The sequence below is a fragment of the Burkholderia singularis genome (genome assembly GCF_900176645.1).
Lineage (GTDB): Bacteria > Pseudomonadota > Gammaproteobacteria > Burkholderiales > Burkholderiaceae > Burkholderia > Burkholderia singularis.
The window spans coordinates 1-14,852 of record NZ_FXAN01000117.1; the positions used below are offsets into that span (position 1 = coordinate 1).

At 58.5% G+C, this 14,852-nt stretch carries 10 protein-coding genes, 1 tRNA gene and 3 pseudogenes; 11 read left to right on the forward strand and 3 right to left on the reverse strand.

The features are described 5' to 3' along the window. The first annotated feature begins 30 nt into the window (after window positions 1–30). The 9 genes and pseudogenes from BSIN_RS23460 (at window position 31) to BSIN_RS23500 (ending at window position 12,292) form a co-directional block, all read left to right on the forward strand. Window positions 31–645: a nitroreductase family protein gene (locus BSIN_RS23460; RefSeq protein ID WP_089342199.1), complete on the forward strand. Its 615-nt coding sequence runs from the start codon at window positions 31–33 to the stop codon at window positions 643–645. Between the two features lie 99 nt (window positions 646–744). Beyond that, window positions 745–1,731, forward strand: coding sequence for an alpha/beta hydrolase (locus BSIN_RS23465; RefSeq protein WP_256583983.1), 987 nt, complete (start codon window positions 745–747; stop codon window positions 1,729–1,731). 111 nt (window positions 1,732–1,842) lie between these two features. After that, complete coding sequence (locus BSIN_RS23470) at window positions 1,843–2,784, forward strand: LysR family transcriptional regulator (RefSeq protein ID WP_089342210.1); 942 nt, start codon at window positions 1,843–1,845, stop codon at window positions 2,782–2,784. Between the two features lie 150 nt (window positions 2,785–2,934). Continuing rightward, on the forward strand, window positions 2,935–4,593 hold the full coding sequence (locus BSIN_RS23475; RefSeq protein ID WP_089342200.1) for a GMC family oxidoreductase: 1,659 nt from the start codon (window positions 2,935–2,937) through the stop codon (window positions 4,591–4,593). Window positions 4,594–4,608: 15 nt separating this feature from the next. Next, window positions 4,609–6,066, forward strand: coding sequence for an aldehyde dehydrogenase family protein (locus BSIN_RS23480; protein WP_089342201.1), 1,458 nt, complete (start codon window positions 4,609–4,611; stop codon window positions 6,064–6,066). Beyond that, on the forward strand, window positions 6,063–7,055 hold the full coding sequence (locus tag BSIN_RS23485) for an amidohydrolase family protein (RefSeq protein WP_089342202.1): 993 nt from the start codon (window positions 6,063–6,065) through the stop codon (window positions 7,053–7,055). Before BSIN_RS23480 ends, BSIN_RS23485 begins: the two co-directional genes overlap by 4 nt. A gap of 106 nt (window positions 7,056–7,161) precedes the next feature. Continuing rightward, window positions 7,162–7,851, forward strand: a pseudogene (locus tag BSIN_RS23490) (transposase family protein); the annotation flags it as partial. 490 nt (window positions 7,852–8,341) lie between these two features. Next, entirely contained in the window at window positions 8,342–10,042 is a 1,701-nt protein-coding gene (locus BSIN_RS23495; protein WP_089342204.1) for a M4 family metallopeptidase, read from the forward strand. 360 nt (window positions 10,043–10,402) lie between these two features. Continuing rightward, window positions 10,403–12,292 (forward strand): GH39 family glycosyl hydrolase, encoded by a 1,890-nt coding sequence (locus BSIN_RS23500; RefSeq protein WP_089342205.1) that lies wholly within the window; start codon window positions 10,403–10,405, stop codon window positions 12,290–12,292. A gap of 150 nt (window positions 12,293–12,442) precedes the next feature. Here BSIN_RS23500 and BSIN_RS26655 read toward each other — a convergent pair. Both BSIN_RS26655 and BSIN_RS23510 read right to left on the reverse strand, forming a co-directional pair. Further along, window positions 12,443–12,637 (reverse strand): annotated as a pseudogene (locus BSIN_RS26655) (Arm DNA-binding domain-containing protein); the annotation flags it as partial. A 175-nt stretch (window positions 12,638–12,812) separates the two neighbouring features. Next, a tRNA-Leu gene (locus BSIN_RS23510) sits at window positions 12,813–12,899 on the reverse strand. 477 nt (window positions 12,900–13,376) lie between these two features. On the opposite strand from BSIN_RS23510, the gene BSIN_RS23515 reads away from it, so the two are divergent. Beyond that, window positions 13,377–13,940, forward strand: a complete 564-nt coding sequence (locus tag BSIN_RS23515; protein ID WP_089342207.1) for a flavodoxin family protein — start codon at window positions 13,377–13,379, stop codon at window positions 13,938–13,940. A 468-nt stretch (window positions 13,941–14,408) separates the two neighbouring features. Here BSIN_RS23515 and BSIN_RS23520 read toward each other — a convergent pair whose 3' ends face one another. Then, on the reverse strand, window positions 14,409–14,522 hold the full coding sequence (locus tag BSIN_RS23520) for a fibronectin type III-like domain-contianing protein (protein WP_089342208.1): 114 nt from the start codon (window positions 14,520–14,522) through the stop codon (window positions 14,409–14,411). Between the two features lie 153 nt (window positions 14,523–14,675). Here BSIN_RS23520 and BSIN_RS26660 point away from each other — a divergent pair. Next, a pseudogene (locus BSIN_RS26660) lies at window positions 14,676–14,804 on the forward strand (alpha-hydroxy-acid oxidizing protein); the annotation flags it as partial. Window positions 14,805–14,852 lie beyond the last annotated feature (48 nt).

Below are 14,852 nucleotides of genomic sequence, written 5' to 3' on the forward strand. Positions count from 1 at the left end.
CCCCCCCCGCAAGACGAAAGGAGCCGGCAAGTGTCAAACATCTCTGAAGTGATCAAGTCGCGTATCTCGGCGAACCGGTACGACACCGGTCGAAAATTGTCGGACCCGCAGATCAGCGAGCTGATCGAACTCGCCACCCGTGCGCCGTCCGCGTTCAACCTGCAAAACTGGAAGTTCGTCGCCGTGCGCAGCGATGATGCGAAAGCGCGCCTGCTTCCGCTCGCGTTCGGGCAGCAGAAGGTGGCGGATGCAGCGGTCACCTTCATCGTGTGCGGCACGCTCGATCCGCACCTGACGCTTGCCGACGCGCTGAAGCCGACGCTGAATGCCGGAATCATCGACGAAGGCCTGTACAACGGATGGGTTGGCGCGGCGCGCAACATGTATCAGGACAATCTGACGTTCCAGCGCGACGAAGCAATTCGCTCTGGGTCGCTGGCGGCGATGACGCTGATGCTGGCTGCTCAGGGCATGGGTCTTGCGTCCGGTCCGATGATCGGGTTCAACCCGCAGGGCGTCGCCGATGCTTTCGGTCTCGCACCGACGGACGTTCCGGTCATGCTTGTCACGGTCGGCTATCCGTCCTCCGGAAACTGGCCGCAGAAGCCGCGCAAGCCGGTATCCGACGTGCTGTCGTTCGCCTGAACGACGGATCAGCGCGATGCATCGTTGATGCGAAGTCGGGAAAGACTGTCAGTTACGGTGCTCGCGGGCCATCGAATCCGCACTACCAGGAGTGAATGCATGTTCCCGTGGAATCTGTTCAAAAAATCGCGCCTCGCTTCGTTCGCTGCTCATCACGTCATCGAGCCGAGCGCGGGCGCGTCGGTGCGCGTCGCCGATGACCTTGCCGCGTTCGCGAACGAGATGCGCACGTCGTATCGCGCGATGATTCCGTCGGCCGGTAAGCCCGACGAGGTCGATCGTGTGCTCGCGGTCGACGTGCCCGCCCCGGATTCCGCACGGAAGATTCCCGTGCGCATCTACCATCCAGGCGGCCCGCAAGCCGAGCCGATGCTTCCGACCGTCCTGTTCGTACACGGCGGCGGATTCGTGTCCGGCGACCTCGACACGCACGACGTGCTTGTGCGGGCGATCGCCGTCCGCACGCCTGCGCTGGTCATTTCCGTCGACTATCGGCTGGCCCCCGAATACCCGTTTCCGGCTGGCCTCGAGGACGTATACGCCGTGCCGCAATGGGCGGCACGCAACGTGACCGAGTTCGGCGGCGATTCGCGGCGGATCGTCATTTGCGGCGACAGTGCCGGCGCGACCCTGTCCACGGCGGCCGCGATACTTGCGCGCGATCGCGACGGACCGATACTGGTCGGGCAGTGGTTGATGTATCCGTCGGTGAGCCTGAGGACGGATACACAGTCGTGGGCCGAGCTGGGTGCTTCGAATTTTCCGACCCGGGAAGTGATGCGCAACGTGCTTGCGTGCTATGTGCCGACAGGAACCAGCCCGTATGTGCCGCTGCTTTCGCCGCTCGAGGGAAATCACGCGGGTTTGCCGCACGCGCTGGTCCAGGTCGGCGAACTCGATCCGCTGCGCGACGAAAACGTTGCGTATTCCGATCGCCTGAATAGCGCGGGCACACCTGCATCCGTCACGGTCTACGAAGGGCAGGCGCACGGCTTCATCCAGTTCTTCAAGGACAAGGCGAACCATTCGCTGGGTGAGCGCGCGTTGGACGAAGGCATCCGGTTTCTGCGCGAGCGCTTTGCCTGACGTCGGAGACCACCCTGTTCGAGCAATGGCCGACATGAGTTCGTCTATGCTCGGTGCGCGATTGGCCGCGCGGAACGTGCACCGGCCGATCGCATGCTTTCGGTCTGGAACATGAACAAATTCTCCGACATGAGCACGTTCGTGGCCGTGGTCGAATCGGGCAGCTTCTCCGAAGCCGCGCGCCGCATCGGCACGACCAAGTCGATCATCAGCCAGCGCATCCAGCAGCTCGAGAAACGGCTCGGCTGTACGTTGCTCAGACGCGGCCGCCAGCTGCAGCTGACCGAACCCGGACGCGGATTCTTCGAGCAATCGAAGCAGCTCCTTCAGGAACTCGAACGAATCGAAGAAGCCGTGCGCGACGCCGACGCGAGCCTGCGCGGCACGTTGAAGCTCGCGGTGCCGTCCACGTTCGTTACGCATCGTCTTGCGCCGCTGATGGCGCGGTTTTCGGCAAATTATCCCGCGCTTTGCGTAGATATCGAGGCGGAAGACCGTCTGTCCAATTTGCAGAACGGCCATTTCGACGTTGCGATACGCATCGGCAAGCTTGCCGATTCCAATCTTGTCGCACGTACGCTTACCACCAATCACCATGTGATCTGCGCCAGCCCGGCGTATCTCGCGCGGCGCGGCGTGCCCGTGCATCCCAGCGACCTGTTGCAGCACGACGGGCTGATCTATCTGAACCGCGAGCCCAACGGGATGTGGAGCCTGCCGCTCGACGGCGTGCAGCAGTCGTTCAGGATCCGAATCCGCATGCGAACCGATTCAGGATATCAATTGCTCTCGAGCACGCTGGCCGGCCTCGGCCTCGCGATCCTCCCTACCTTCCTCGCAGCCGATGCGTTACTCGCGGGCGAACTCGTGCCGGTGCTGTCCGGGTACATGCCGTCGGGCGGGCAGATCTCCGCGCTCTACAGGAAAGCGATTCGAACGCCGCCCAGGATTCAAGCGCTGATCGAGTTTCTGACCGACGAGATCGGGCAGCCAGCAAGCTGGGACGCAGCGCTCATCGAATGCGGCATCCTGCCGCGCAACGGCCACGTGTAGCGGCGATTCGCGTGTGCCGCACGCACGGCACGGGGGCGCGGCCGCACGCGGCGTTCTGAAAAACCGAACGCCGGGTTCGTCGGCCGCCACCTATGCGCGCGTGGCCGCGATTCGTAATCTACTCCAATCCTCACCACGCAACCTACGATCATGAAAGACAATAACAATACCCTACAACACCCGGCGCGCCGCACGATGCTCGCGCAGACCGCCGCGCATTCGGTGGTGCTCGCCGTCGGCTCTCTGGTCGGCGGAGAAGCGAGCGCGGCGTCAGCTCCTGCCGCCGAGTCGCCCCGACGGCAAGCCCCCAACAGCAGGCGCACGATCGACGTACTGATCGTCGGCGGCGGCTCGGCGGGTGCCGTGATGGCCGCGCGCCTGAGCGAAAAGGCCGGCCGCAACGTATTGCTGCTCGAGGCCGGCCACAATTACGCCGCATGGGATTACCCGCACGTGATCGCGAGCAGCGACATCGTCGGCGGCGACGCCAGCCATGATTGGGGCTACCGGACGCAGACAGGCTACATCGATCACCCGATCCGGGCGTTGCGCGGCAAGGTGCTCGGCGGCAGTTCCGCGATCAACGGCGCTGTGGCAATCCGAGCGCGCGATCAGGATCTGAAGAACTGGAACCTGCCCGGCTGGTCGTATGCGGACATGCTGCCGTCGTTCAAGCGACTGGAGAGCCGCGACAGCGGCAGTTCGGCATTGCACGGCCACGCCGGCCCGCTGCCAGTGCGACAGCTGACTCGCGAGGACATCACGCCGATGCAGCGCGCGTTCGTCGACGCGACGGTTGCAAACGGCTACCGCGTGATCGACGACTTCGACGGGCCCGACGCGAACGGTGTCGGCCCGTATTCGATGAACATCGTCAACGGCGTGCGGGTCAACACGGGAATTGCCTATCTGACCAACGACGTGCGGGCCCGAAAGAACCTGCAGATCCGCGGCGGCGCGCTGGTCGATCGCGTGTTGTTCGATCGGGACCGCGCCATTGGCGTGCGGCTTGCGAGCGGCGAGGAAATCCACGCGAACGAAGTGATCCTGAGCGCAGGCAGCTACGGCAGCGCCGCGATCCTGTTGCGCTCGGGCATCGGGCCGGGCGCGGACCTGCATGCGCTGTCGATCCCGGAGGTGGCGAATCTGCCGGTCGGGCAACGCCTGAAGGACCACCCGTTCTACTACAACGCGTATGCCGCGCGTCCCGACAAGATCGGCGATCAGTCGCCCGTGATCGGTGCGTTCCTGTGGACGCACAGCTCGTCCGCGCAACTCGGCGACCTCGATTTGCATATCACGGCGACCCACCTGTTTCCACACGATCAAAGCCCGACCAAAGTGGGGTTTGTGCTCGCGGTCGCGCTGACCCGCCCGTTGTCGGTCGGCAGCGTGAAGCTCGCGAGCCGCAAGCCCGACGAGGCACCCATCATCGATCTGAATTTCCTCGCCGACGAGCAGGATCGCGCGCGGCTCCTCGAGGGTATCAAGCTGGCGCGGCGCATCGGCAGTACCGCACCGCTGTCGGGTCTCGTGCACACGGAACTGAATCCCGGCCCTGGCGCAGCGACGGACGAGCAGATTCTCGCCTCGGTCAAGTCGACTGTCGATACGTACCATCACCCGACTTCGACCGCACCGATGGGCGTCGCGGGCGATCCGCACGCCGTGGTCGATCTCGACGCTCGCGTGCATGGTGTGCGCAACCTGCGCGTCGTCGATGCGTCGATCTTTCCGGACGCAATTTCGGTGGCCACCAACATCACGACGATCGCGACGGCCGAGCATATCGCACGTCGATACGTTTGATCCCCCGGAGAACATATGATTTCCACCACTCGTGCATTGCACTGGATCGACGGAGAATGGGTCGACTCGCCCGCTCATCGCGATTCGTTCGACCCGGCTACGGGTGCCGTAATCGGCCGCTACGCCGACGGCGGCGAAGCTGAAGCGCGTGCTGCCGTCACTGCGGCGTTGCGCGAGTTCGATCGCACGTCCTGGAAGCGCGATGCGGAATTGCGCGCGAAAGTGCTGGGGGAACTTGCCCTTGCATTCGAACGGCACACCGATGCGTTGGTCGACCTGCTTTCGCTCGAAAACGGCAAGATCAAACCGGAAGCACGATTCGAAGTCGAGATGGTGCCGTCGAAGCTGCGCTACTACGCGGCACTCGCACGCGCGGAACGCGCGCATGGCGGCACGCCGCGTCCGGATGTCGTATCGCTCGTGCTGCGCGAGCCGATGGGCGTCGCCGGCATCATCGTGCCGTGGAACTCGCCCGTCGTGCTGATGGTGCGTTCGCTCGCGCCCGCACTTGCGGCCGGTGCAACCGCTGTCGTGAAGATGCCGGGACAGACGGCACAAATCAACGCGCTCGTCGCGAAGGTGATATCGGAGGCGCCGTCGCTGCCCCGCGGCGTCATCAACATGTTCAGCGAATCGGGGGCGGACGGCGCGAAATACCTCGTCGCGTCTCCCGACGTGCCCGTCATCAGTTTCACGGGATCGACCGCAACGGGCCGCGCGATCTCGGCCGCAGGCGCGCAGCGCCTGAAGCGCTTCGGCCTGGAGCTCGGCGGCAAGACGCCGCACGTCGTGTTCGACGACGTCGACCTGGACGGTGCGTTGCCTGTTTTCGAAAAGTCGCTCACGGTGTTCGCAGGGCAATTCTGCATGACGGGGTCGCGCCTGCTCGTGCAGCGTAACGTGGCGGACGCGGTACGCACGCGTTTCGCCGCGCGCCTTGCTGCGGTGCGTGTCGGGCCTGCGGCGGATCCGCGCAGCGATATGGGGCCGTTGATCGATCGAGCTAATGTCGCGCGCGTCGACCAGACTGTCGAACGGGCGATCGCGGCGGGCGCGAAAGTGCTGCTTCGCGGCGGCCCTGTGGACGAAGAAGAGCTTGCAGGTGGTGCGTTCTATCGTCCGACGCTGCTCGAAGTCACCGATTCGAAGCTCGACATCGTACAGAAGGAGACGTTCGGCCCGGTGATGACGCTGCAGGTGTTCGATACGGAAGAAGAGGCGATCGCGCTGGCCAACGACAGCGAATACGGCCTTGCCGCCGCGGTATGGACGCGCGACGTGCAGCGTTCGATGCGCGTCGCGCGCGCATTGCAGGCCGGCACGGTCTGGATCAACGATTGGGCGAAGGTCTACGACGAATTCGAGGAAGGCGGTTATCGGCAGTCGGGTCTCGGCCGGCTCAACGGTGCTGCGGCCATCGACGATTTCATGGAATTCAAGCACATCACACTGAGCACGGGAGCGCAGCAATGAAAGGCAAGATCGTTCTTGAGGAACACCTGACGACAAAACGCAACAATACGCTGTGGGACGCCTCGGGCGAGGCCGCTCGCAATGGCAAAGCGTATATGCAAGACGTCGATGCCCGGCTGCTGGATGCCGATAGGCGCATCGCCGAGATGGACCGTTGCGGTATCGATGCGGCCGTCCTGTCTCTCACGTCGCCGGGGGCACAGTCCATTCTCGACCGCGCGCAGGCCATCGATTTCGCCAGGCGCACGAACGACGAGATCGCCGAGCATTTCACGTCGCGCCATGCCGGTCGTCTGCACGCGTTCGCGACGGTCGCGCTGCAATCGCCGCGCGACGCGGCGGACGAACTCGAGCGCGCAGTGAAGACGCTCGGGATGAAAGGCGCACTGGTGAACGGCTATACGAATATCGGAAACGCCGACACTGCGCAGTATCTGGACGAAGCGCCAATCTGGGAGTTCTGGGAGTGCGTCGCCCAACTCGACGTGCCGGTCTATCTGCATCCGCGCGAACCGCTGCCACACCAGCGGCGCATCTATGAGGGGTACGCGTCGCTCGTTGGCTCGGCGTGGGGGTTCGCGCACGAAACGGCGACGCATGCGATTCGGCTGATGTTGAGCGGGCTGTTCGACCGCTACCCGAACCTGACCGTGATCCTGGGCCACCTTGGCGAAGGCCTGCCGCTGATGCTGCCGCGTCTCGAGCATCGTCTATACATGCAGCGTGACGGGACGGGTCTCGGCCGCGCACAGCGTCCAGTGAGCGAGTACTTCGGCAAGAACTTCTACGTGACGACGAGCGGCCACTTTCATACGAAAGGCTTGCTGAACACAATCAGCGAGATCGGCGTCGATCGCTTGCTGTTCTCGGCGGATTATCCCTATGAGAGCATGGTGACCGCAAGCGAATGGTTCGATCGCGCGCTGATTAGCGAGAACGATCGAATCAAGATCGGCCGCACCAATGCGGAGCGACTGCTCATGTTGTAGTACGCTGGTTTCACTGCCATTCGGCAGACACTGACTTGTCTTACCTCAGTTTAATGGACACTTTAGCCACTTGAATCGAGGTGAGACCAATTCGACCAATCCGCGGCGGTTCCACCAGCCGTTGGGCGAGGCGGGCGTCGAGGAACTGCTCGGGACGACCATCGCGGCCGCGATAGACAAGAAGGCGGTCGCGCCGAACGAGTTCACAGGCATGATCGTCGATACCACGGTGCAAGAGAGGGCGGTCGCGTTACCGACCGACAGCCGGCTGTTGGAAGTGGCACGGGCGAAGCTGGAGATGCTTGCGCAACGCGCCGGACTCGTGCTCAAGCAGACCTACGAGCGTGAAGGCAAGCAACTGCGCCGCCGCGCTGGCGGCTACGCCCATGGGAAGCAATACCAACCGGAGCAGAGCGGCCTGATCGTCGGTGCACGAATCGTCCCCGGGAACCCCTATGACGGCCTCACACTGGCCGGGCAAGTCGAGCAGACGCGTCTCTTGCTGGAGACCGTATCCGGTCATCCAAAGCCGGTCGCCGTGCTCAACGATTTGGGCTATCGGGGCGTCGATGCCGAGATCGCGTCGACCAAGCTGATTGATCGCGGCAAGTACAAGACGCTGAGCGCGCGGCAGCGTAAATGGCTCAGGCGCCGGCAGGTCGTCGAGCTCGTGATCGGGCACGTCAAGGCCGATCATGGATTGCGCCGTTGCTGGCTGAAAGGCGCGAGCGGCGACGCGCGGCACGTCGTGTTGTGTGCGACAGACTTCAACCTGCGCTGGTTGCAGCGCGCGATTGTTCAGATGGGCATCAAACCCATCGAGTTGTACTGCTTGTTTGCCGCCCGCGACGCGCTTCATGCGAGTTGTCAGTTCACGAGCAACGTTGAATCAACAGGTCGAATCGCAGTGGGTCGCATCCCGATCAAAATTCGATTTGTTCCAGCTCACGGACGCATGACTTATTTTGCAGGTCCAGCTCCTTAGGGAAGGCAGAGCATTGGGAAATCTGATCTTCTACACCGATTTAGAAAGTACCGTTTAATCCACAAATTCGCCTTAATATATTAGGAGGGGGTAAAGAATCCATGGTTAATAATTCTAAAAGATTTTTTATGGCATCAGTTTTTAGTTAAATTTAAATGGGTGTGCATAACGCCATCTCAAATTTATTGCAATAAGGCAAGCGTCAATCTGGCATGAATCTGCACTAATAAGAATTATCTTCGTAACGGTTTTTATTTGATTCATTCCTCGAATATCGTCCTTTCATAGCCCGGGGGATTACATGAAGAAGCTGTCTGGTTTGTTTCCCGTCATCGGGATTACCGTCGCGAGTCTCGGTGCTTTTGCCCAAGCCGGCAACCAGCCGGCCGCCGTCGATAAGGCGCTACAACTGATCCAGCAAAACCCGTCTGCTTTTCGTCTCACAGTTGGCGGCACCGCCCGCGCGTTGAATTTCGCGGGGCCGCAAGCAGCCGCACCGACCGACGGCGATCAGTTCCAGGTGCGTGACGTGATCGTCGATCCCGACGACACCGAGCACGTGCGCTTCGATCGCTTCCATGCGGGCCTCCCGGTGATAGGCGGCGACGTGGTCGTCCATTCGAGCAACGGGCAGTTGAAGCAGGCCAGCGTGACGCAACTCGCGCCGATCAATCTCGCCGGCACGATCGGCAAGGTCGGGAGCCGCGCCGTGGTACGCAACGCCCCCGACATAGGCCCGACGCGCGCCAGGCAGATCGCGGCCGCGCGTTTCGATTCGGACGTGCGGCGCGTCGACGGCGCGGAACTCGTCGTGTTCGCACGCGACGTCACGCCGACGCTCGCCTACGCGGTGCGCGTCCACGGCAAGGCGACCGGGACGCACGGCGATGCGGTGCTGTACTACGTCGATGCGCGCACCGGCACCGTGCCCGACGCCCAGGACCTGGTCAAGACCGCCGCCGCGACCGGCACTGGCCGCTCGCTGTACTACGGCAACCTGAAGTTTACGACGGACCAGACCGGCACGAACGCGTACCGGATGCTCGATCCGAGCCGCGGCGGCGGCTCGGTCTACGATGGCCGCGGTCTCACCTCAGACGAAGTCGAGCAAGCGTCCGACCTGCCGATCTTCACGAGCAGCACGAACGTGTGGGGCAACAACACGACCACCGACCGGCAGACCGTCGCGGCGGACATCGACTACGGGCTCGCGTTGACTTGGGACTACTACAAGACCACGCACAACCGCAACGGCATCTTCAACGACGGCCGCGGCGTGAAGAACTACGCGCACGTCTTGTTCCGCACCCCAAGTGGGGGAGCAACCGGCGCGAACGCGGCGTGGTTGCCGTCGCGCGCAATGGCATACGGCGACGGCGAACCGGGCTCCAATGTGTTGAAACCTGTCGTGTCGGTTGACGTCGCCGGACACGAGATGAGCCACGGCGTGACCGAGGCCACCGCCAACCTGAACTATTCGGGCGACGCGGGCGGTCTGAACGAATCTACGTCCGACATTTTCGGCACGCTCGTGAAGTTCTACGCGAACAACCAGACCGATCCCGGCAACTACGTGGTCGGTGCGCGTGTGGTAAGCGGTGGCCTGCGCAAGATGTACAAGCAGGATATCGACAATCTGTCGTTCAGCTATTACCCGTCCGGCGGCTTCTCGTGGTCGAATCCGCGCCACAATCCGCATTACCCGTCAGGGGTGGGCAACCGTTTCTTCTACCTGCTGGCCGAAGGTCCGACGGTGCCGTCAACCGACACTGGCCTGTCGAGGGCACAACTGGTATGCAACGGCGACACGACTTTCAGCGGGTTGGGCCGCGAAAAGGCCGGCAAGATCTGGTACCGGACGCCGACCGTATACCTGAATGCCAACTCGAGCTACCCGAACGCGCGGCGTGCGTCGATCCAGGCGGCGAACGACCTGTATGGCGCGAACTCGGCCGAAAGCGCGACGGTCGCGCGTGCGTGGAGCGCGGTCGGGGTGAACTGATATCGCGCTCGTGTCGGGTGCGTTGAACGCCAGTAATCGCATGGAGGTACTTCGCTTCGGAGAAAAGCGACCGGATGCGAAGGAGTGTTGACTAATGGAGGAAAATTAGGTCGAGGTCACTACGGCTCGTAGCAGTTCGTTTACGTCTTATTTCCTTACAAATCAGGAGGGGGCGATATCATGAGCGGAGAACCCGAGAATCAACAATTCTCGTTGTTTTCGTCTTATCTGTATGAGTTTGCCATGCCGTTGTGAATTTAGTTAGTAACACCAGAAATCCGGCAGTTAGCATTGGCGACAACTGATTAAAATTGCCGCGCCGCAGGAGTTGGGCGATTCAGCTTTTCCGCAAATTGCCCGATGGGTCAAGAGGAGCAAGATTTTCTTCCGTCGCAGAAGGTTGAATTATTTTTTCGAAAACTGATTATCAAGGTGAAATATATGACAATCTCAAGAAGAAAGTTTGTTGGTACTACTTTGGCGTCAAGTCTGGCGATGATGAGCCTAAAATATAGCGGCTCGGCTTTTTCGCAATCGGCTTCGCGCACAATTAATGTATATCTTCAGTCTCATCCGCTTCAGAAAAATATAAAATTCCTCAATGGAGGGAATGGAAGTGTAAAGCCCATCTTCCCTGGCTATCCGGACCTAAATAATGAATTTAATAATCTCGGAGTGTCGGATGTGAGGGTTCATGATTGGTTTGGGCCAGGGGATCTAGATGGGAAAACAAATGCTAGTAACGTTAATCAGCCAGTATATTCGACGCCATCGCAAAATGCATCGTTTGCGCAAAAACTGATTTCGGATATGTCAAATAAGAGGGTGATTGCTTTAGATATTGCCAATGTAGATAAATTAAACTGGCTTCCGACTGATAATTATATAAAAACAAATATGCAAAATATAAATAATGGTGAGCTTCTTTTTCGAATCGGAAGGTCGCTTGGGGCAAGCAATAAATATCCAACTAGCGGGAAGGATCTCAGTAATTTCGTTTCGGTCGTGAAAGCGCTGGTCGCTCGATATGGCGTTAACTATAAGTCCGTCGGCTTGCCTAAGCCAATTAAGCGATGGGAGTTATTTAATGAACCGGATCTTGGTGCTTCCTTTTTTTCAGGAACGCCTGCAGAATTTTATTCTCTTTACTCCGCTGTCTTTAAAGCCGTCAAGCAGACCGATAGTACTGCCAAGATCGGGAGCCCCGGGTTTGCCAATGCTATTGAGACAGATGCAACTCGAATTACTGTCGATGAATTCTTAAAATATGCAAAAAATAACAAATTAAAAATTGATTTTTTGGCGTGGCATCGATATGGTGATACTACTTCGGACCCGTACGATTACTATGTTATTGGTAAAATGCTTCGGGATAAATTAAATTCCTACGGATTTAATTCTACTGAATCGTATCTGACAGAATGGAATATTACGCCACTTGTCACAATGGAAAGTGTGGCCGCTGCGCAGACTGCATTTAATGCAGCGTACATTTCTTCGGCGTTGACTTATATGCAGGATGCGCAGATAGACAAATCATATTTTTATCGATTTGATGGAATGCATCTTGGTCTGTTTAATGCGGAAAAGACATATACTTTTGCCGGAAAGGCATTTGTGGCTTTCAACCAATTAAGGAAGACACCATTCCGTTTGGCAGCCGTCACGTCGAAGTTTTCGGTCTCGGATATTTCTGCATCAAACACGGGGCAGGATACACTTGGTTACACGGTACTGGCTGGAACTGATATCGATGTAACTAGCGGTAAAAAAAGAACAATTAAAATTTTAATTTCAAATTATCAAATCAATAAAAATTACGTAAAAAATTGGAAAACAACTTACAAGCAATACATTCCAGACACAAAATCCGATGCAAATAATGTAGATTCGAACATTTACTATGGATCTGAAAATCCGAGTACATTAAATAATATTAATGATGATAATATCGGAAACGGCACCCAATTTTCGGCTGCGGACACTCCCCCGCAGCAGCAAAATTATCAAGATAATAATGGGCTTATATTGAATTTGACAGTTCCACCGTCTTTGAGATATAAAAATTATCAGGCAAATTTCGATTGGATATTGGGGAAGGATAATTCCACTCTTAGCGGATTATCTTTTGAGGCATTAACCAGCTCTCCCGCGATTAATGGTTCAATCCCGGCAAATGGGGTGATTGTCATAAATCGACCGGAATTGGTGCCGGGATCGGTTTTGTTAATAACGGTGGATTTAAGCTGACTGCGCGTTGTCCTGTCATATTTTTCAGCCATCATCGCTCGTGGAGGCCGGTTGGTTTAAGTTAATGCAGGCACGTCAGCAGCATTTCTGGGTTGCCTGTAATAGTTTGCCTCTGCCTCTGCGGGCGGGACGTGCTACTCCAGTGAGTTCGCGTGCGCGTTGCAGTGATATATCAGGATATGTGCCAAACGAAATGCGTCGCTGCTTCTTGGCGAAGCTGTAGCGGAAGTGCCAACTCTTGATGCCAGTTTGGGCTACGAAGAGAAAAAGGCCGTCTCGATCCTTGAGTGCGTACTCTCTGGTCGGCGGCTTTGCAGCGTCAACTTCCTTGACGGTTAGCGGCATGCCAACGCTCTTAGTACATTGGTAACGAACTCGAACTTTCAATGTACTGGCTAATGTACTACTTGGAGGCTGGCTAGGGGTGGTTCTCAGTGGATGCCAGAAAACAGAAAACCCCGGAAACTCGGGGGTTTTCGGGGCTTCTTTGGACTTCAGTGGATCGCGTTGGACCCTATGTTGGTGCCCAGGAGAGGACTCGAACCTCCACGGTGTTGCCACCGCTAGGACCTGAACCTAGTGCGTCTACCAATTCCGCCACCTGGGCACGTTTCGCTTGCTGCATCGCGAAAGACAGTCATTATAGCGTGATTGAAGGTTCTGTCAACTATTTTTGCGCGATTTGTCCGACGGTGAAAAAAGGCGACGCAGTGCGTGCCGGATTCGTCGTGCGCGAGACGGTTGGCTGATCTCGATTGAAGCATTGCCTCCGGGAAAGAACAAGCGAATTTCCTACGAGCCAGTTCAAGTTCGCCGTCAGCAGAATTATTGTCGACGTGTGCGAAGTGCCGCGCTACGTTGACACGCGAACGCAGACAAGCGGACGTCACGGACCGATGCACATTGCCGCTGTTGTATTGGCGGTTGACGGCTCGCTCGGCGAGCGTGGGCGCTTCGTGTCGCAGGCCGCAGCCGCGGCGGGCGTAATGCATGTGACGTGTTCAAACGATGTTATTGGACGGACGATTTTCTGTTACCATCAAAGTAACTTTTAGCAGTCCATCGCAACTGGAGAGGAGTTTTCATGTCTGAAATCGCAGTGGTGTTCCATAGTGGCTATGGCCACGCTGCCGTCATCGCGGAAGCGGTCGCTCGTGGAGTCGAAAAAGTCGACGGTGCATCGGCCAAGCTGATTTCTGTCGAGGCGATTGATGAACACTGGGAGTACCTGGAGCGCGATGCCAAAGCGATCATCTTCGGCTCGCCGACCTACATGGGCAGCGCTTCCGCGCAGTTCAAGGGTTTCATGGACGCGTCGTCCAAGTATTGGGGCAAATGGCGCGACAAGCTGGCGGCCGGCTTCACGGTGTCCGCGTCGCAAAGCGGCGATAAGCTCGCGACGCTGCAGCAGCTTGCCGTCTTCGCGGCTCAGCACCAAATGCTGTGGGTCAGCCTCGGTTTGATGCCCGGCAACAACAGCAGCACGGGTTCGGTCAACGATCTGAACCGGCTCGGTTCATTCCTGGGCGCCATGGCGCAGGCGAATGCCGACCAAGGCGGCGAAGCGATTCTCGAAAGCGATCGAAAGACGGCCGAATTGCTGGGCGAGCGTGTCGCGAGCGCGGCGAAGCGCTGGAACGGCGTCTGAAGCCGGGGCCGGGCAGCGGGCCGTCCCGACGATGTGCCGGCTGCCCGGCTTCGAGGTGCGATCGAGGCACGCGTATGCGGGCGCGTTCGCCGGATGTCGCGAATCCGTCAATCAGCTCGCTTTGGTTTTCGCAACGGAAAGCGAAAATGAAAAAGCCGGCTGAAAGCCGGCTTTTTCAAAACAACTGGTGCCAGGAGAGGACTCGAATGAAATTAATAAACTATTGAATTTAAATGATAAGTTATATTAACTTCCCTTATGTATACGCTTGTGTATACGCAAAAAGCCACGGATCAAATCGGCCGTGCGCGGTAGAAGTTGGCCTTTCGGCGATGGCGAGAGTGGGTGCTCGTACTCTATGTCTGCTTCGGCACCGCTGCTTCGCCTGGAAGTATCGGGCGGGCGTCTATGGGGCAGCACATTGTTGTCCGGATGAGCGCGTGTCGGGATCATTCGCGCTTCAGGGCATTACTTCACTACTCCGGTCTCCCCGGGGTTCAGTGCTATCCGCTGGAAACCCCTGAGTTCACGAACCGGCTGGCCCTGCGTCACATGCCTGCCGCGCACGTATAACTGAACCACCTCCGCCCTGGCGGTTTTCCGATGTTGCGTACCGCTATGCTTACGAGAAAAGTCGCATCGTCATCCTGGTCGCGGATCGTTTCCTCGGATCTAGGACATCTGACGTGGAAGCACTTCATGGAAATCGGTCGTTAATGACGAGGCAATCTCGTCGTCAAAGGCATTCTTGCTCCATCTGATGCACGTATCGCATGCGATTACGGTGCGGATGGCATCATCGTATCGAATCATGGCGGCAGTCTGTCAACGTCGGACGTAATTTCCCCAGAAGTGTCGAAGTAAAATTCCCCCACCCTGTTCGGACGGTGATCAGCCGGCGATGTGATCGGA